At 46.1% G+C, this 17,692-nt stretch carries 17 protein-coding genes and 2 pseudogenes; 11 read left to right on the top strand and 8 right to left on the bottom strand.

Features of this window, described 5'->3' with window-relative positions; all coding sequences use genetic code 11:
* Positions 1–14: 14 nt before the first annotated feature.
* From GBH70_RS09310 to floT, 4 genes are all read left to right on the top strand, one after another.
* Positions 15–932, top strand: a complete 918-nt coding sequence (locus tag GBH70_RS09310; RefSeq protein WP_151680782.1) for a PLP-dependent cysteine synthase family protein — start codon at positions 15–17, stop codon at positions 930–932.
* Positions 933–1,038: 106 nt separating this feature from the next.
* On the top strand, positions 1,039–2,169 hold the full coding sequence (locus GBH70_RS09305; protein WP_151680781.1) for a bifunctional cystathionine gamma-lyase/homocysteine desulfhydrase: 1,131 nt from the start codon (positions 1,039–1,041) through the stop codon (positions 2,167–2,169).
* 367 nt (positions 2,170–2,536) lie between these two features.
* Complete coding sequence (locus tag GBH70_RS09300; RefSeq protein WP_172968300.1) at positions 2,537–3,091, top strand: NfeD family membrane protein; 555 nt, start codon at positions 2,537–2,539, stop codon at positions 3,089–3,091.
* Between the two features lie 12 nt (positions 3,092–3,103).
* On the top strand, positions 3,104–4,624 hold the full coding sequence (gene floT / locus GBH70_RS09295; protein ID WP_151680779.1) for a flotillin lipid rafts scaffold protein FloT: 1,521 nt from the start codon (positions 3,104–3,106) through the stop codon (positions 4,622–4,624).
* Positions 4,625–4,654: 30 nt separating this feature from the next.
* Here the strand turns inward: floT and GBH70_RS09290 are convergent, their stop codons facing one another.
* The 5 genes from GBH70_RS09290 to GBH70_RS09270 all read right to left on the bottom strand — a co-directional run bounded on the left by GBH70_RS09290 (position 4,655) and on the right by GBH70_RS09270 (position 9,311).
* Entirely contained in the window at positions 4,655–4,876 is a 222-nt protein-coding gene (locus GBH70_RS09290; protein ID WP_151680778.1) for a hypothetical protein, read from the bottom strand.
* A gap of 296 nt (positions 4,877–5,172) precedes the next feature.
* Entirely contained in the window at positions 5,173–6,183 is a 1,011-nt protein-coding gene (gene mreBH, locus GBH70_RS09285) for a rod-share determining protein MreBH (protein ID WP_151680777.1), read from the bottom strand.
* 278 nt (positions 6,184–6,461) lie between these two features.
* Positions 6,462–6,977: an acyl-CoA thioesterase gene (locus tag GBH70_RS09280; protein ID WP_172967515.1), complete on the bottom strand. Its 516-nt coding sequence runs from the start codon at positions 6,975–6,977 to the stop codon at positions 6,462–6,464.
* A 181-nt stretch (positions 6,978–7,158) separates the two neighbouring features.
* A complete protein-coding gene (locus GBH70_RS09275; protein WP_151680776.1) occupies positions 7,159–7,929 on the bottom strand; it encodes a TraR/DksA C4-type zinc finger protein in 771 nt (256 codons plus the stop codon).
* 125 nt (positions 7,930–8,054) lie between these two features.
* Positions 8,055–9,311 carry an MDR family MFS transporter gene (locus tag GBH70_RS09270; RefSeq protein ID WP_151680775.1) on the bottom strand — a complete coding sequence of 419 codons (1,257 nt, stop codon included), beginning with the start codon at positions 9,309–9,311 and terminating at the stop codon, positions 8,055–8,057.
* Between the two features lie 194 nt (positions 9,312–9,505).
* Here GBH70_RS09270 and GBH70_RS09265 point away from each other — a divergent pair, with 194 nt between their 5' ends.
* Positions 9,506–9,871, top strand: coding sequence for a DUF488 domain-containing protein (locus tag GBH70_RS09265; protein ID WP_151680774.1), 366 nt, complete (start codon positions 9,506–9,508; stop codon positions 9,869–9,871).
* Between the two features lie 14 nt (positions 9,872–9,885).
* Here the strand turns inward: GBH70_RS09265 and GBH70_RS09260 are convergent.
* A pseudogene (locus GBH70_RS09260) lies at positions 9,886–10,313 on the bottom strand (Rrf2 family transcriptional regulator).
* A gap of 582 nt (positions 10,314–10,895) precedes the next feature.
* Between GBH70_RS09260 and GBH70_RS09250 the strand changes: the two are divergent.
* The 5 genes from GBH70_RS09250 to map all read left to right on the top strand — a co-directional run bounded on the left by GBH70_RS09250 (position 10,896) and on the right by map (position 14,596).
* A complete protein-coding gene (locus GBH70_RS09250) occupies positions 10,896–11,270 on the top strand; it encodes a DnaJ family domain-containing protein (protein ID WP_151680773.1) in 375 nt (124 codons plus the stop codon).
* A 103-nt stretch (positions 11,271–11,373) separates the two neighbouring features.
* Complete coding sequence (gene motA, locus GBH70_RS09245) at positions 11,374–12,177, top strand: flagellar motor stator protein MotA (protein ID WP_151680772.1); 804 nt, start codon at positions 11,374–11,376, stop codon at positions 12,175–12,177.
* Positions 12,170–12,970 (top strand): flagellar motor protein MotB, encoded by an 801-nt coding sequence (gene motB / locus GBH70_RS09240; RefSeq protein ID WP_151680771.1) that lies wholly within the window; start codon positions 12,170–12,172, stop codon positions 12,968–12,970. Before motA ends, motB begins: the two co-directional genes overlap by 8 nt.
* A 189-nt stretch (positions 12,971–13,159) precedes the next feature.
* The gene (locus tag GBH70_RS09235) at positions 13,160–13,675 is read left to right on the top strand and encodes a type 1 glutamine amidotransferase domain-containing protein (protein ID WP_151680770.1); all 516 of its coding nucleotides are present in this window, start codon (positions 13,160–13,162) and stop codon (positions 13,673–13,675) included.
* 153 nt (positions 13,676–13,828) lie between these two features.
* On the top strand, positions 13,829–14,596 hold the full coding sequence (gene map, locus GBH70_RS09230) for a type I methionyl aminopeptidase (RefSeq protein ID WP_151680769.1): 768 nt from the start codon (positions 13,829–13,831) through the stop codon (positions 14,594–14,596).
* 368 nt (positions 14,597–14,964) lie between these two features.
* Here the strand turns inward: map and GBH70_RS17800 are convergent.
* Positions 14,965–15,180, bottom strand: a pseudogene (locus GBH70_RS17800) (DUF1128 family protein); the annotation flags it as partial.
* Between the two features lie 138 nt (positions 15,181–15,318).
* On the opposite strand from GBH70_RS17800, the gene GBH70_RS09220 reads away from it, so the two are divergent.
* Positions 15,319–16,161, top strand: coding sequence for a YihY/virulence factor BrkB family protein (locus tag GBH70_RS09220; protein ID WP_151680767.1), 843 nt, complete (start codon positions 15,319–15,321; stop codon positions 16,159–16,161).
* Between the two features lie 228 nt (positions 16,162–16,389).
* Here GBH70_RS09220 and GBH70_RS09215 read toward each other — a convergent pair whose 3' ends face one another.
* Positions 16,390–17,565, bottom strand: a complete 1,176-nt coding sequence (locus GBH70_RS09215; protein WP_151680766.1) for an MFS transporter — start codon at positions 17,563–17,565, stop codon at positions 16,390–16,392.
* Between the last annotated feature and the right edge of the window lie 127 nt (positions 17,566–17,692).

Below are 17,692 nucleotides of genomic sequence, written 5' to 3'. Positions count from 1 at the left end.
CGGGGACGCTTCAGATGAAGTTTGCAAAAAATGTCCATGAACTGGTCGGCAACACGCCGTTGGTGGAAATTACGGCATTTGATCTGTCGGAAGATGTCCGCCTGTTTGCAAAGCTTGAGTATTTAAATCCGGGCGGTAGCATCAAGGACCGGCTCGGCGCATACCTTTTGGAGCGAGCGTTTAAGGAAGGCAAACTGAAGCGCGGCTGGACGATCATTGAACCGACCGCCGGCAACACGGGGATCGGGCTTGCGCTGGCTGCGATCCGGTTCGGTGTGCGGGCAGTGTTTGTCGTGCCGGAAAAATTCAGCATGGAAAAGCAGACGCTGATGCGGGCGCTCGGAGCGGAAGTCATCAACACGCCGACTGCGCTCGGCATGGAAGGTGCGATTGCGAAAGCGAAAGAACTCCTTGCCGAAACGCCGAATTCTTATTTTCCGGGCCAGTTTGAAAATCCTGCCAACCCGGAAACCTATTATAAAACGCTCGGCCCTGAAATTTGGGATGCGCTCGACGGCCATGTCGATGTTTTTGTGGCGGGCGCCGGCTCCGGAGGCACTTTTATGGGCACGGCCCGTTTTTTAAAGGAGAAAAATCCGGATCTGAAGGCTGTGGTCGTGGAACCCGAGGGCTCGATTTTAAACGGCGGCGAGGCGCACGGCCACCGCACGGAAGGGATCGGCATGGAATTCTTGACGCCGTTTATGGATCGCTCGTATTTTGATGCGATCCACACGATTTCGGACGATGCGGCTTTTAAGCGGTTGGCGGAAGCGGCCCGCCTTGAAGGCCTTTTGATCGGCAGTTCTTCGGGTGCCGCATTAGAAGCGAGCCTGCGGGAAGCACAGCGGGCAAAACCGGGCACCCATATCGTTACGATTTTCCCGGACAGCAGCGAACGGTATATCAGCAGCGGGATCTATTCTGGTTGATTCGTCCATGTAATTGTATTACCGCGTATTTTGGAATTTCTGCGGAAAAGCGAACAAGGCAGCCACGGATTGTCTTGCGGAAAGATATAAAAAAGGAGATGGATCGATGCGTAAAAAAACAAAATTCATTCACGGCGGCATCAGCCGTGACCCATATACAGGTGCCGTTTCCGTGCCGGTTCACCATGCGAGCACATTCAAGCAGGACGGCGTCGGCAATTTTAAATATGAATACGCAAGGACCGGCAACCCGACGCGCGAAGCATTGGAGAAACTGATCGCCGATATTGAAGAAGGCACGCGCGGTTTTGCATTCGGCTCCGGAATGGCGGCCATTACGGCAGTTATCCAGTTATTTTCGGCCGGCGACCATATTTTGGCGACCGATGATGTGTACGGCGGCACTTTCCGCGTGCTGACAAAGGTGATGAACCGCTTTAATATTGATGTGACATTTGTCGATACAAGCAATTTGGATGCGGTGCGGGCAGCGATCCGGCAGAATACAAAAGCAATTTATGTGGAAACGCCGACCAATCCGCTGTTGAAAATTACGGACTTGCGGGCGATTGCTGGTGTGGCGCGTGAAAACGGGTTGAAATTTATTGTGGACAATACATTCAGCACACCGTATTGGCAAAATCCGCTTGTTTTAGGAGCGGATATTGTTGTGCACAGCGCGACGAAATATCTCGGCGGGCATAGCGATGTTGTTGCCGGACTCGTGGTTGTAAAAGATGAGCGGCTGGCCGAAGACCTGCATTTTATCCAAAATTCAACAGGCGGCATTCTCGGCCCGCAGGACAGCTGGCTTTTGATCCGTGGCATTAAAACACTGGGCGTGCGCATGGAAGAAATTGAAGCAAACACGCGGAAGATTGTTGAATTTTTGGTGGCGCATCCTGCGGTTGAAAAAGTGTACTATCCGGGCCTTGCGGATCATCCCGGACATGAAGTGCACCGTTCCCAGGCCGATGGGTTCGGCGGTATGATCTCTTTTACGGTGGAATCCCAGGAAAAAGCGCTGGATGTTTTGAATCAAACCCGCTATTTTACTTTGGCGGAAAGCCTGGGCGCGGTGGAAAGCCTGATTTCGATCCCATCGCTGATGACCCATGCTTCGATTCCGCGCGAACGCCGGCTTGAACTCGGCATCGAAGACGGCTTGATCCGCATCTCAGTCGGAATTGAAGATGCAGAAGATCTGCTTGAAGATTTAGGGAATGCATTAGATTAGAATTTAAGCCTGCTCTCGTTGGGGAGCGGGTTTTTTGTTTATAAAAGAGCAATTAAATGTATTAGCAGGAAAAAAAGATAAGTACGCACATTCTGATACTCTAAAAGTGATTCACTCATCATTGAATCAAGGATTCCATATTATGAATTGAGATGGTTTCTTCAAATCTAATCTAAAAATATTGCTTACAATCTCCTCACCTCCCTCAACCATCCATACACCAGAAATGGAAAATACCGTAAATACGACCTGAGCATATTGTAAAAATTTTTTCCACTTTATGAAACCTGTGCCATTTTAAACCGTAATAAAAGTACATAAAAAAATTGATGAAAGGGGCCCGTGCAATAGAAGGGATGTGTTGCATATGGAAGTGTTTGGCGTGCCGATTGAGACGGCATATTTGGCTGTATTGATCACGGCAGGCTGTTTGACGGTGCTTTATTTGCTGTTTAACGATTTGCTCGGCAGTATAGCGGATGCGGTCAATTTTATCCATCCTGCTCTGATCCTGGCATTTTTCACCTTTTTCTCGGCAGGCGGGTATATTTTGGAAAAACTGACACCTCTTTCCCATCTGCTCATTATCACGATTTCAATTGTTATTGCCTTGATATTGGATACATTGCTGAACGTGTTTGTGTTCGTTCCATTGTCCACTGCTGAAGAATCGCTCGCCTACACGGAAGAGTCTTTGAAAGGAAGGGTTGGAAAAACGATTCTTTCGATTCCGAAAGGCGGATTTGGGGAAGTCGTGATTGACAGCAAAACCGGAACGATTTCAAAACCGGCTGCCAGCGTGCAGGACACGCAGATCGAAGAAGGGACGCAGGTGCTGGTCATTGAAGTGAAAAATGGCGTGCTGTATGTCGTGCCTTACGAAAATTACCGTTTGAATCATGAAACATTTTATCAATCATAAGGGGGGAACCGCATGTTTGCAAGCGGAATAATGGGCATTTGGATTATCATTGGCATTGTTGTATTTTTGGTGATTGCACTGATTGGCGTATTTATTACAAAATACCGGACGGCGGGCCCGGATGAAGCATTGATCGTCACCGGAAGTTTTTTGGGCGGCAAAAACGTCCATGTCGACGAAGCGGGAAACCGGATTAAAATCATCCGCGGCGGAGGGACATTCGTATTCCCGGTGTTCCAACAGGCAAAACCGCTCAGCCTGTTATCGAGCAAACTGGAAGTCACAACGCCGGAAGTCTATACCGAACAAGGCGTTCCGGTTATGGCCGACGGGATTGCGATTATCAAGATCGGCGGATCGATCGGGGAGATTGCCACAGCTGCCGAACAATTTCTCGGGAAATCAAAAGAAGACCGTGAAAATGAAGCGAGGGAAGTGCTGGAAGGCCATTTGCGCTCCATTTTAGGTTCCATGACCGTTGAAGAAATCTATAAAAACCGCGACAAGTTTTCGCAGGAAGTCCAGCGTGTCGCTTCCCAGGATTTGGCGAAAATGGGGCTCGTTATCGTATCCTTTACAATTAAAGAAGTAAAAGATAAAAACGGTTATCTCGATGCGCTCGGAAAGCCGCGGATTGCCCAGGTCAAACGGGATGCTGACATTGCGACCGCAGAAGCGGAAAAAGAAACGCGGATCCGCCGGGCAGAAGCGTTAAAAGAAGCAAAACGCGCAGAACTCGAGCGGGCAACAGAAATTGCGGAAGCTGAAAAGTTCAACCAATTAAAAATTGCCGAGTTCCGCCGCGAGCAGGATATTGCAAGGGCGAGGGCCGACCAGGCGTACGATTTGGAAACGGCCCGTTCCAAACAGGAAGTGACGGCACAGGAAATGGAAATTAAGATAATCGAACGGCAAAAGCAGATCGAACTGGAAGAAAAGGAAATTTTACGTCGCGAACGCCAATACGACTCCGAAGTGAAGAAAAAAGCGGATGCCGACCGTTATGCTGTGGAGCAGGCCGCGATTGCGGAAAAAATGAAGCAAATCGCCGAAGCCGATGCCCATAAATACCGCATTGAAGCAATGGCAAAAGCGGAAGGGGAACGCGTCCGCATCGATGGTACGGCAAAAGCGGACGCCCAGCGCGCCCAAGGGGAAACCGAAGCGGAAATTATCCGCCTGAAAGGTTTGGCGGAAGCGGAAGCAAAAAGAAAAATTGCGGAAGCATACGAACAGTTCGGCCAGGCTGCTGTACTTGACATGATTTTGAAGGTGCTGCCTGAATACGCGAAACAAGTGGCGGGCCCGCTTTCCAATATCGGCTCCATTACAGTTGTCGATACGGGCAGCGGCACAAATGGGGGTGCGAACAAAATCACCGGTTATGCCACCGACCTGATGGCAACACTCCAGGAAACGTTGAAAGCATCGAGCGGCATCGATATCCGCGAAATGCTCGAAAGTTTATCCGGAAAACAGCAGGCACAAGTCCCGCAGCCGGAACCGGTTTTGATGGAACAGGAAGTAAAATAGGGTACGGCAAGTGCCTTTCCATTTTTGACTTTACCGGATAAACCCCTTCTGGTAGGTCAGAAAAAAGTAACGGAATTCATCAAATAAGAGTTGACGGTAGGAAGAAAAATCATACACTTCCAAAAAAGCTTCCAAATCTTGGCGAGAGAAGGAGTCCAAAATTCCGGAAAGTTCAATGGGTGTACGCAAATGCTGATACAGCTGCCCGAGCCCAAAATATTCGAACGTGTCGGCAATTTGTTCGTTTGTCATCAAAACACCTGCTTTTTCTATAGTATATTCTATTGTTCACCACCGATAGAAAATCAAACACAAAAAAACGGCTGGAACCGCGCATTACCCGATTCCAGCCGTTTTATCATCCTAGGGGAAAATCCTGCGTACTGTGCTAATCCTGTCCCCAATGTGTTTTCCAAAATCGCTGCACTGAAACTGTGGCAAAGGCAGTCAATTCTGCAGCCGCGCCCCTTTCGAATCTTCAGCCAGCTTATTTCTTGGTGATGGTCAGCAAGTTTTTGACTCCGGAAAACTCCCGGACCTGCAAAACCTTATTTCGCTGCGTCTGCAGTCATTTTGTTGATGAACTGGAGGGAGCGGCCTGCGCCGACAACGACGGATTGCAGCGGATTTGGCGCCAGGTGCACAGGCACGAAAATTTCGTTGCTCAGCCATTCCTGCATGCCTTGCAAAAGGGCGCCGCCCCCGGTTAACACAATACCGCGGTCTACGATATCTCCGCTCAATTCAGCCGGGCAGTCTTCCAACGTTGCGCGAATCGTTTCCAAAATTTGCAGAAGTGAGTCGCGCAATGACTCTTGGATTTCATAAGAGCTTAATATCACGGTTTTCGGCAGGCCTGTCACAAGATCCCGTCCGCGGACTTCAATTGTCTGTTCCCGATGGTCGACTAAAGCATGGCCGATTTCCATTTTGATTTGTTCCGCGGTCCGTTCGCCGATTAAAAGGTTGTACGTTTTTCTAACATGCTGCATAATATCATCATCCATTTTATCGCCGCCGATCCGGATCGTATTATACGTGACAACGCCGCCGAAAGAAATGATGGCGACTTCTGTCGTGCCGCCGCCAATATCGACAACAACATTCGCGATCGGTTCATCTACAGGCAGATCGGCGCCGATTGCGGCGGCAACCGGTTCTTCAATTAAATGGACAGCTTTGGCCCCGCTGTTTTTTACCACATCTTCAATGGCACGGCGCTCAACCGATGTTGCGCCGGATGGGGCACATACAATGACATTCGGCTTGCGGATGGAGATGCCGCTTTGTTTATTGATTTTTTTCATAATTTGTTTCAACATTTCTGTCGTCATGTCAAAATCGGCAATTACGCCGCCTTTTAGCGGGCGGACAACCGTAATTTTTTCCGGCGTTTTGCCGATCATGGCTTTTGCCTCATGCCCGAAGGCGAGCACTTGTTTTGTTTGGTTATCTATTGCCACAACGGATGGCTCGTCCAAAATCACGCCTTCTTTTTTAGAATACACCAAAACATTCGCAGTTCCTAAATCGATTCCAATTTCGTTCCCTGAAAACATGTATTATGTCACCTAACCTTCATGATCTTTTAAAGCATAGTATGGTACCATAGTCATTCCCATTCAGTATAGCTTTTTTTGTCCGTGCCGTCGGTAGCACTTTCTTCCAATCCATCACATTACAAAAACATGTCGCGGCAATTCCTTAAAAATCTGTAAAAAGGCTGCAGCTACCATACAAAATTAATCTTTTTGTAAAATTTTTCACAATGGAGGAGAAAGGAAAAATTCCTTTTGTGACAAAAAGGAATTTTTTCTGCAGAACAGGTTCTTCAATCTTATAACATGGCGTTTGAAAAATAGCGCGCCATTTCCTCACTTTGTTTTTTTCGCAGCAATCTTTGTTCGGCACGCTGTTTTGCCGTTTCATTTAACCAGCGCTCCTCATCTGTTTCCGGAACGACTTCGGGCACCGGTGTCGGTTTCCCGTTCTCATCAAGCGCCACAAAGGTTAGAAAAGAAATGGCGGCAATCGATGTTTCTTCTGTTTTTAAGTCTTCCGCACTAACCTTTACAAAAACTTCCATTGAGGTGCGGCCAGTCCAGGTCACTATCGCTTCAACTGTGACGACATTCCCGACGCGGATCGGGGCAATAAAATCGACAGAGTCGGTCGAAGCCGTTACAACGGTGCATCTGGCCAGTTTGGCGGCCGCAATCGATGCTGTATCATCAATATAAGCCATTAATTTTCCCCCGAATAGCGTGCCAAGGTGGTTTGTATCCGGCGGAAAAACATAGCTTGTTTTCACTGTGCGGGTTTCACGCATATATTTTTTTTGTCTGTTTCCCAAAAATCTCACTCCATTATGTTGATGCCGCTCGTGGCGGCGGTTTAACTTTTCCTTTTATCATATAAAAAATTATAACAAAATCGGCTGTAATATACGAACAAAAACGTAAAGAAAAAAGGCTTCCATCCGGAATTTTTTCAAAGAAAAATCAGGTTCAGCAAATAAACCTGATTTTTTCATTTTATTTCCGATTTTTTTCATTTTCTTCCACATATGGATTTTTTTCATTCCGCGGCAGATCCTCGAATGGTGTCATCATGTCCACTCCGTCCAGTTCTTCTTCGTATTCTTTATATTCTTCATTTGGATAAATTTTTACATGTTTGCCGGAAATGTCGTTACCTGAGAAATTTTCAAAGTCTTCCACATAGCCGTCATGATCGTCCGATTCCGTGTACATTTCGTTATAGCTGTCCGGTGGGGTTTCAAAATCGGAAGGTGATTCAGAAGTGCCCCATTTCGCAACAGCCTGCCAGGAATCTTCCGCATCAAAGACAACCGACTCATCTTTTGAATCGTCGAAATTGAATTTTCCCCACGGCGGATTGAGCACATCTTCTTCAACGGACCGGTGCCCCGGGATCGTAGAATCCGGGCTGTGCTCTTTGCAGTACAGCGTTGACGGGAGTGCCTCCAGCCGCTCGATCGGGATGTCCCTGCCACATTTTTTGCATTTTCCGTATGTGCCGTCTTCCATTGCTTTAAGAGCTGCCCTGATTTTTTCCTCTTCATATTCGGCGTGGTTATTCAGAGCAATATCTTTTTCCCGTTCATACAGTTCAGTTCCGGTATCGCCAGGATGGTTGTCGTAACTCGAAAGTTCTCCGACGGAATCATAAGGGTGCGCGGATTCTAATTGATAATGGTTATTTTGGTCCAATTCTTTTTGAAAGCCGTCAAGTTGCGACTTTAAAATCGTTCGGAAATGGTCCAGTTGTTGTTGTGTAAGCATCTTTCACCACTTCTTTCTTTACAAAGGTGTGTTGATGATTTTTACTACCGAAGCAAAGGGCACAAACTTTTCAAAAGTAGTATGGATCAAAATGCCGCTGTTCATGAAAAAAAGTCTGCCCGGTTTCATGTACCGGACAGACGTCTTTTTTCATATTGCCGGAACATCACGATATACATGCCAGCACTCGCAACAGCTAAAACAGCCAGGACGGCAAACGTTCCTTTGTAGCCGATCATGCCGGCCAAGGGGATCGATATCGGTGCAATTGTTCTGCCGAGTGTGTACCGCAGGCTTGCAGCTGCAAAATATTGGGCACGCATGTCAGGAGGCGAGAGCTTGGAGACAAAGTTTTGCTGGATACCCGTTACAACCAGTTCGCCGAGTGAAAACAGGAGCATCGAGAAGATAAATCCAAAGCTTGATATCCAGACGCCGAATAAATAAATGGAAACGGCATAAAGCAGCGAAGACAGCACAAACACGTCCCGTTCCCTGTATCTCGCCATCCATTTCGTAGCCGCTACGGAGAAAAGGGCGACAATCAGGCCGTTTTCGGATAAAATAAAACCGAACAGTTGCTCTCCGGTAAAATGGATCGGGTTGAAAAAATCGGCTTCATCGAAGGCTTTTTTCGTATAGACCGGCAAGATGAGATCAAGCTGCATATACGTCTGGGCGACGAGAATGCCGGCAAAGATAAACAGCATAAAAATTTTATCCTTGATGATGACCTGGTAGCTTTGGGCCTGCTCCACAAGGGAACTGTACCATTTTTTCTCTTTTTTGGGATGACCGTTTGCAAAAAGCGGTGCTGTTTCGCGTGTGTATCTTACGAGCAGGATGCCGAGCACTAGGCATGAAAGGGCTGCGAAAACTAGCAGTTCGAAACGGTAATGCGCAAAGAAAATCCCGCCGATCACCGGCCCGACGACGACTGAGATATTGACGGATGTGTAAAAAACGGCAAATACATGGCTACGGTTTTTTTCATCGACAACATCGGCAATCATTGCCTGGCTCGCCGGATAATAAAGCGAACCGAATACGCCGGAGACGGAAAAACAAATAAAAGCCACAAGAGCAGAGTCGAACCATGGCGAGTTGGCAAACCCAAAAAACAAAAAGGCGATGCCCTGTCCGAACGAAGAGAGCACCATCATTTTTTTTCTGCCGAAGCGGTCGGCATAATAACCGCCGAGCAGGTTGGCAATGGCGGAAAAAACTTGCGAAACAATTAAAAGGGTGCCTGCAAGCCCCGTACCGAATTCCTCGGTGAAGTAAATGGTCAAAAAGGGGAAGAACATCCAAAAGGTGAGATTCATTAATGATTCCCCGAAAAGACGGACTTTTAAATTTTGGTCCCAATCGCGTATTTTCATAAAAATGTCCTCATTTGTCAGAATAGACGTCAAAACTATCATACACAGAAAAATTTTGAAAAACAACGATTAAATGAAAAGTTAGAGGACTGTTTTTTGGAATGGACCTATGCGAAAATGGAACGCAACCCTGCCAGTTTGGAACGGAAGAAGCGGGCGAAATGACTAAAATACCATGAAAGGAAGCTGTTCGAATGTACGAATTAAAACGAATTTACGAAAAACCGGGAGATGACGGCAAACGGGTGCTTGTTGACAGGATTTGGCCGCGTGGGGTTTCGAAAGAAAAAGCCATGCTGGATGATTGGATGAAAACCGTGGCACCGACGCCCGCACTGCGGAAATGGTTCAACCACGATCCGGAAAAGTTTGCCGAATTTGGAGCCAAATACACGGAGGAACTGGACAACCTGGAGGACCGGACGGAACTGGACCGGCTGATCGAGTGGGGGCAAGCGGGAAACGTTACCTTGCTGTACGCAGCAGAAGATGGGGAGCACAATCATGCGGTTGTGCTGAAAAAGTATCTTGAACAAGCGGAACACCGGGCAAGTGAATAAACCCCCTCCAAGTGTTAGTTTGTTAAAAGCTGCCGGTAAGATAACCAATTTTTGACAAGATCTTCAAGCGTATATTGATCCAAAACAAAGAGAAATGCAGCAAGCGCTTCATGCAAAACATGCTTCAATCCGCAGACAGGGGTAATGATACATGCCCCGCCTTCCATGCATTCCACCAATTTAAAGTCGTCTTCCGTGCAGCGGATGATTTCCCGATATTGATCTTGCGGGGTGGTTTAGCAAGGCAAATCCCGCCCCCGCGCCCGCGTACCGTTTTAATGCCCCTGATTTTGCTTAATTCATAAGTAATTTTCATTAAGTGATTTTTTGAAATACCGTAATCATCCGCAATTTCTTTAATACTGGCCAATTTGCCGTCTCCCATCGAAGCCAGGGAAATCAGTTCACGCAACGCGTAATCTGAGTAATTCGTTAAACGCATTTGTATCCCCCATATACTTGTTTTCGAAAAAAACTGCAGAAAAAGGAGATTGTGACAAATCTTTTAAAGATGTATTTTGGATAATTACTTTAATGAAAAGAAAACACTATCTTAAAGATATATTTTAAATATTACTATTTAATATTTTTACAAAACGATGTTTGCGGCCCGGTTCCTTTCTTGAAAAATGCCGTCCGCATTTTAACTGAACTGGGCGTTCCGCAAGAAAGCATCCGCTATGAATTTTTCGGCCCGGCCATGCAGCTTGAGCCGGTTCCTACCGTCTCCTAAAAAGGGCGCGTCAGCTGACGGCGCCCTTTTAGCTTAATGATGGTGCATGCTGTTTTTAAACGCTTCGTGCGGAATCATTTGTTCCTCATCATAGTTGCTGCCTTTATGCTATTTTTCATCCGTCATCTGGTCTTTCGGAAAATTGCCCGGATGGCCTTTTCTTTTATAGCTGAACAGCTTTCCTCGTCCCATACTGGTTCCTCCTTTCATGACCATAGCGTCCCTAAAACATACGGGAAAATATGTAAGAAGATGCGTTATAATAAAGGAAAAAGCGAAAAGGGAGCCTCTATGGATTTCACGAGAATCACTGAAGAAAAGATCCGAAAAGCTTATGAAGAAGAAAAATTTGAAAATTTACCGGGATTTGGGAAGCCGCTTCCGAAAGACCCGCTGTCAGGCGTGCCTGAAGAACTTCGAATGGCTTACCATATTTTGCAAAACGCCGGCTTTTCCCCTGAGGAAGCAAATTTAAAAAAAGAATTGATGATAATAGAAGATTTAATCAAGCAATCGGAAAATGAACTGGAAAAGGAAGGCCTCGAAAAGAAGTTGAGCGAGAAACTACTGACGTATAACCGGCTGCTTTCCAAAAAACGGATCAAAACAAATTCCGCTATCTTTAAAAACTACCGCGAAAAAATCGAAAAGAAACTGTTTGATTAACCGTATGCCCAAAAAATGAACATATTTCCCGCTTTTTTACTACACAGTGCCAATTTTCATCCGATATAATGAATGAAGACATCATAATAATCAGGTGAAAAATATGGACAAATCATCTATTTTCGGCATTATTTTGGGCGTTGTTGCGATTGGTGCCGGCATGGTTCTAAAAGGCGTGAGCCCGAGCGTCTTGATTAATCCAGCCGCAATTTTAATTATTTTGGCGGGAACCGCTGCAACCGTCATTATTGCCTTCCCGATGAGTGAACTGAAAAAAATCCCAATGCTTTTTAAAATTATTTTTACGGAACAAAAGCTGATGAGCACAGAAGAAATTATCGAGTTGTTTTCCGACTGGGCACAGATCGCCCGCAGAGAAGGTTTGCTTGCGCTTGAAGCAAAGGTGGACGAAATCGATGATCCTTTTTTGCGGAACGGGTTGAGCCTTGCGATCGATGGACAGAGTGTCGAATATATCCGTGATGTGCTGAGCGAAGAAATTGAAGCGATGGAAGAAAGACACCAGATGGGGGCCGCCATCTTTTCTCAGGCGGGAACCTATGCGCCGACTCTCGGTGTTTTAGGGGCGGTATTGGGGCTGATTGCTTCGCTCGGGAACATATCAGATACCGAAGTGCTCGGCCATGCCATTTCCGCCGCCTTCGTTGCAACATTATTGGGAATTTTTACAGGGTATGTATTATGGCACCCGTTCTCCAATAAATTAAGGCGAAAATCCAAAAAAGAAGTAAGAATAAAGGAAATCATGCTGGAAGGGATCCTATCCATCCTGGCGGGCGAATCCCCGCGCGTCATCGAACAAAAACTGGCTTCTTATTTGCCGAATGAAAAACGGAAAAAGCTGGTGGAAGAAGAGACAGAAGGCAGAGTGGCGACAAATGAGTAAACAGCGGAAGAAAGAACATGAAGAAGAGCGCATAAGTGATTCCTGGCTGCTGCCTTATTCCGATTTGTTGACCTTGCTTCTGGCCTTGTTTATCGTACTGTTTGCAATGAGCTCGATTGATGCCGAGAAATTTCAGAAATTCTCTAAAGTCTTTAACGGCGTGTTCGTTGGCGGGACGAGCTTCTTTGATTATACGAAGCAGACGTCTGGTGATGAAAATGGCACATCTGATACGGAAAAATTTCTCCAGCAAAAGAAAAACGACCAACAGAAAAACGGAAGTGCCACAATGAACAGCACCAAAGCCAACAAAGATACCCAATTGAAACAGACCCAACAAAAAATCAATACATATATAATGGAAAACCACTTGAAAGGAAAATTTGAAACTTCTTTAACGAGTGAAGGGCTGCTGATTACGATACGGGACAATGTGCTGTTTGATTCTGGGAAAGCTACGGTGCGGAAGGAAGATGTGAAAACCGCGAAGCAGCTTTCCAATCTGCTTGTCATGGATCCCCCGAGAAGCATCATCATCAGCGGGCATACGGATAACGAGCCGATCCATAATTCTGTCTATAAATCGAATTGGGATTTAAGCGTGATGCGCGCAACAAATTTCTTAAAAATCATTTTAGAGAACAAAAAATTAAATCCAAAATATTTTTCCGCCAAAGGATACGGGGAATATCACCCGATCGCATCCAATAAAACAGCTGCCGGCCGGGCAAAAAACCGGCGGGTGGAAGTGCTGGTCCTGCCGAAAAAACAGTCGGGTGGAATCGGCCAATGAACCTTGGGTTGATGATAGCGCCCGGGTTTTTTCTGTAATTCCCCTGAATCGTAAATCCTTACTCATAAAATCATCATCTTTATATGCTGAATTTCCATTATTTGGCATACAGATGCATATCATTTGTTTGAAGAAATACACATGGGGTAAAATAAAATCATCCCACGATTAGAAAAGGAGATGTGTACAATGGCCAAAAAAGTTGCTGTACTTGTCACAAATGAAGTGGAAGATTCGGAATACACCGAACCTGTAAAAGCTTATAAAGAAGCTGGCCATGAAGTTGTCAATATTGAAAAGGAAGCCGGAAAAACGGTAAAAGGGAAACATGGTACCGAAATTCATATTGACAAAGGCATCGATGAAGTCAGCGTGGATGATTTTGATGCATTGCTCATTCCGGGCGGCTTTTCTCCGGATCAGCTCCGTGCCGATGACCGCTTTGTCAATTTTGTAAAACAATTTATGGATAGGAAAAAGCCGGTGTTTGCCATTTGCCACGGCCCGCAGCTTTTGATTACCGCAAAAGCACTCGAAGGCAGGGCGGCCACAGGCTATAAATCGATCCGGGTGGACATGGAATATGCAGGTGCAAAATTCCGTGACGAAGAAGTTGTCGTATGCGGGAACCAATTGGTCACAAGCCGCACGCCAGACGATATTCCTGCATTCAACCGTGAATCTTTAAAAATTTTAAATGCATAAAATTTACGATACAAAAACCTGCTGCCTGTGAAATGACAGCAGGTTTTTTTACTTTGCGAACTCCGCCGATTAACGATATGATAATAAGAAGTGAGGAAACAGAACTGCGTTTTTACATAGAATAATGGTGCAACAACGAAAGGAAGTCGGAAAATGATTACTTTGAAATCACAAAGGGAAATCGACATGATGAAAAAAGCAGGCGAACTTCTCGCCGATACGCATAAGCAAATCGCAAAAATGATTAAACCTGGCATTACGACATGGGAAATTGAAGAATTCGTGGACCGGTATTTAAGGGAACACGGGGCAACCCCGGAACAAAAGGGTTACCAGGGTTACAAATACGCGACATGCGCCAGCATCAACGATGAAATTTGCCACGGTTTTCCGCGGAAAACACCGCTCAAAGAAGGGGATATTGTCACAATTGACATGGTCGTAAACCTGAACGGGGCCCTTGCAGATTCAGCATGGAGTTATCCGGTCGGAAAAATCAGCGAACAAGCGCAAAAGCTGCTTGATGTCACAAAAGAGGCGCTTTTTAAAGGTATTGAACAGGTTAAAGCTGGAAATCGGATCGGCGATATCGGCCATGCTATCCAAACGTATGTGGAAGCGCAAGGGTTTTCGGTCGTCCGCAACTTTATCGGCCACGGCATCGGGCCGAAAATCCACGAAAAGCCGGAAGTCCCGCACTACGGCCTGCCGCATAAAGGCCCACGCATTAAAGAAGGCATGGTCTTTACGATCGAACCGATGGTAAATATCGGAACCTACGAAACAAAGATGGATAACAACGGCTGGACTGCACGCACGATGGACGGTTCGCTGTCCGCCCAGTATGAACATACTGTGGCAGTCACGAAAAACGGTGTGGTCATCCTCACCGACCAGGATGATGAAAGAGGCTGTTTCTAAAGCTGTTTTAAGGGACAATTTGGGGAATATCTAAGCCGGATGATTTAATAAAAACGCTAAAAGACATTTCAAAGTAAAAATTTTTGTCAAAAATGTTCTTAGAGACGCTAAGGCCCAAATCGAGGTAAAAGTTAGGTTGGAAAGGTCTTTAGAGAGTTGCTAAGGCCCGATTCGGGTAAAAAATTATAGCAAAGAGGCCATTAAAAAGGCGCTAAAACCCATTTTGGCTGTAAACACAAGCGAAACCGGTCTTTAAAAATGTGAAAAGAGCCCATTTTAGATGAAATATTTAATCCATGGCATTTGAAATTTTTTGCCAAAAAAAGGGCTGTCCAAAGCATTTGGGCGAGCCCTTTCATCAAATTATGCTTTTTCAAACTCCCGAGTTCTTCCACGATTGCCTGCATTTCATTCGGACTGACGTATTTTTCTTCATCCATTTTATAAAGATCAAGCAAGTCGTCGTAACGGTCCAGGCTGAATTGGGATGCCTGCAATGCCGCGACATTGCCCATTTTTAATTTGAATGTAATTTCCTGCACCATGAATGCCATATTGCGCGCCGATTTTTCGGAAAGATCCACAGTATCACTCTTTTCGCGTATTGTTCATATCCCCCATTATACCGGAATGCCACCCGATCCGCTACGGATAAAAAACGTTTCATAGCGGCGGGACAGGGAAATATAAATGGTAAACCGGACGCAAAGAGGGTGATGAGAATGGATAAAATTGCGGTTCAAGCGGAGCAAAAGCGCTCAACCATTGCAACTTTGATGGAAAACTCGAAACGGAATGACATTACAGGGATGGCTGCGCAGTTATCCTACTTTTTTCTTTTATCATTATTTCCATTGCTGATCTTTTTGTTCACGATGCTTCCGTATTTGCCGATCAAAACTGATGATGTACTCAATATGGTTAAACATTTCGCGCCGCGTGAGTCGTTTGACCTGATCAATGCCACATTAAAAGAAATCTTGACGAACCGGCATGGGGGGCTGCTGTCATTCGGGATGATCGCCACGCTTTGGTCCGCTTCAAACGGCATGAATTCGATCATCAAAGCGTTAAACCGCGCCTACAAAGTAAAAGAGTCACGGCCGCCTGTCATGCAGTTCCTCATGTCCGTGATGCTGACATTGGGCATGATCATCGTTTTTGTCGTGGTCATTTTGATTCCTGTATTTGGGGAGCAACTTATACATTATGTATTTTCCTATTTTGGGATCCCGGACCATTTAAAAAATGTTTTGACCGTTTTAAGATGGATCTTGACACCTGTGCTGCTTTTCCTCATTTTCAGCGTGCTGTACTTTTTTGCGCCAAATGAAAAATTCGGCTGCTTAACAGTCGTGCCGGGCGCCATTTTTGCAACAGTCGGGTGGATTGCAGCGTCCCTTGCCCTATCGTTTTATGTCAACCATTTTGGAAATTACAATGCCACATACGGAAGCCTCGGCGGCATGATCATCATGATGCTTTGGTTTTACATCAGCGGCATTATCCTCATATTTGGCGGGGAACTGAATGCGATTTTAAACAACAAACACAAAAATTGCTAAAATGCCTATCCCGCGTGCTGCGCATATTAAGAATGTTCCGCAGCAATCCAGTTGAGGGAGTGAACATTATGAGTAAAAAAAAGCAAAACAGCAAACAAAAGCCGAAAGGAAAAACATCCGGCTCTGCAAACGGGCAAAACGGCTACCATTAATCGGGCAGAAGGCTGCACGCGGTTTGATGGGCGTGCAGCCTTTATGAATGCTTTGGCCATGCGTTCAATGCAGCCTTTATGAATGCTGTGAAGCGGAAGCTTTGCTTTTTTTGAAACTGAAAATGGCAGACGCCAAAAAAAGAAGTAAAAAGCTGATCAGCAGGAAGAACGCAGGCCCTTTGATATAATCAATGACCAAGCCGCAAAGGTAAGGGCCGGCCATGCTTCCGAAGCTGTACAAAATCCCACACATAATATTTCCGGCCGGGAGCAGCGTTCGTGGCAGCAAGTCGGACATAAAGCTGATACCGAGCGAAAAAGTGGACCCGACGGCCATGCCGGCAATGAAAAAGCAGGCAAATAAAGCAACCGCGGAAGATTTGCTGAGCGCAGCGGCAGCAAAGCAGGCGCACCCGATCAATAGGACCGTGATCAACGTTTTTCGCCTCCCGAACCGGTCGCTCAACATGCCGAGCGGGAGCTGGAAAATAATGGAGCCGATTGCAAAGGCCGGGATAATGAGCGACACTGCATCGACATCGATCCCGTTTCTCAACGCATAAATCGGGAAACTGCTGTTGAGCGACGATTCCATGAACCCGTACCCGAGGGGCGGAAGCAGGGCGACCCAGGCGTATTTCCAAACTTTTCCGAAACGCTGGAACGTGCTGAGAAACGATACATTTTCCAAATCAGATTCGGGATGTTCGTTTTTTAACAGGAAAACGGCCAGCCAGAAGCAAAGGCTGATCATGGATGTCAAAATAAACGGAAGCTTTTCACTGATTTCGACAAGCCTTGTCATCGCCGGGCCGGCTGCAAAACCAAGGCTGAAGAAAAGCCCGTATAAAGCGATATTGCGCCCAAGCCGGCCTTTCCGTGAAAAAGAAGTGATCCATGTCTGGGTTGAAAAATTAAGCATATGGTCACCGATCCCGATCAACAGGCGTAAAACAAACCAAAACCATAAAGACTTCCAGGCGGAAAATAAGAGAAGCGAGGCGATCACGGCCAGGCCGCCGGTTAAAATCATAGGCTTGTACCCGAACTTCCGGAGCGGCGCCTCCATAAGCGGCGATGCAAATAATACGCCAATGTACAGACCGGTCGCATTCAGCCCATTCAACGACGAATCAATTCCATCTTTTTCAAAAATAATAGAGATAAGCGGCAGCAACATGCCTTGTGTGAATCCGGAAACTGAAGTCATCAAAACTAAAATCCAAAAACGCATGCGTTCGTAACGATTCATATGTATACCTCAAGAAGTATTGTACACTACTAACTGTCCAGCTTTAGCGCCTAGCGTATTTCTACGCCTCTTCCATGCAATAAGTCAACATCGGTTTGCCTTTGAGGCTCACCGTGTTTCCTTCATT

Origin of the sequence: Weizmannia acidilactici, from assembly GCF_008974225.1 — a bacterium.
GTDB classification, from domain to species: domain Bacteria; phylum Bacillota; class Bacilli; order Bacillales; family Bacillaceae_C; genus Weizmannia; species Weizmannia acidilactici.
The sequence above is the reverse complement of the archived record's forward strand: the minus strand, read 5'-3'. Positions and strand labels throughout refer to the sequence as shown.

Bases quoted from the DNA above. Each gene is read 5' to 3' on its own strand.
- GBH70_RS09310 (WP_151680782.1), top strand. From the start codon at position 15: ATGAAGTTTGCAAAAAATGTCCATGAACTGGTCGGCAACACGCCGTTG.
- GBH70_RS09305 (WP_151680781.1), top strand. From the start codon at position 1,039: ATGCGTAAAAAAACAAAATTCATTCACGGCGGCATCAGCCGTGACCCA.
- GBH70_RS09300 (WP_172968300.1), top strand. From the start codon at position 2,537: ATGGAAGTGTTTGGCGTGCCGATTGAGACGGCATATTTGGCTGTATTG.
- floT (WP_151680779.1), top strand. From the start codon at position 3,104: ATGTTTGCAAGCGGAATAATGGGCATTTGGATTATCATTGGCATTGTT.
- GBH70_RS09290 (WP_151680778.1), bottom strand. From the start codon at position 4,876: ATGACAAACGAACAAATTGCCGACACGTTCGAATATTTTGGGCTCGGG.
- mreBH (WP_151680777.1), bottom strand. From the start codon at position 6,183: ATGTTTTCAGGGAACGAAATTGGAATCGATTTAGGAACTGCGAATGTT.
- GBH70_RS09275 (WP_151680776.1), bottom strand. From the start codon at position 7,929: ATGCTTACACAACAACAACTGGACCATTTCCGAACGATTTTAAAGTCG.
- GBH70_RS09270 (WP_151680775.1), bottom strand. From the start codon at position 9,311: ATGAAAATACGCGATTGGGACCAAAATTTAAAAGTCCGTCTTTTCGGG.
- GBH70_RS09265 (WP_151680774.1), top strand. From the start codon at position 9,506: ATGTACGAATTAAAACGAATTTACGAAAAACCGGGAGATGACGGCAAA.
- GBH70_RS09250 (WP_151680773.1), top strand. From the start codon at position 10,896: ATGGATTTCACGAGAATCACTGAAGAAAAGATCCGAAAAGCTTATGAA.
- motA (WP_151680772.1), top strand. From the start codon at position 11,374: ATGGACAAATCATCTATTTTCGGCATTATTTTGGGCGTTGTTGCGATT.
- motB (WP_151680771.1), top strand. From the start codon at position 12,170: ATGAGTAAACAGCGGAAGAAAGAACATGAAGAAGAGCGCATAAGTGAT.
- GBH70_RS09235 (WP_151680770.1), top strand. From the start codon at position 13,160: ATGGCCAAAAAAGTTGCTGTACTTGTCACAAATGAAGTGGAAGATTCG.
- map (WP_151680769.1), top strand. From the start codon at position 13,829: ATGATTACTTTGAAATCACAAAGGGAAATCGACATGATGAAAAAAGCA.
- GBH70_RS09220 (WP_151680767.1), top strand. From the start codon at position 15,319: ATGGATAAAATTGCGGTTCAAGCGGAGCAAAAGCGCTCAACCATTGCA.
- GBH70_RS09215 (WP_151680766.1), bottom strand. From the start codon at position 17,565: ATGAATCGTTACGAACGCATGCGTTTTTGGATTTTAGTTTTGATGACT.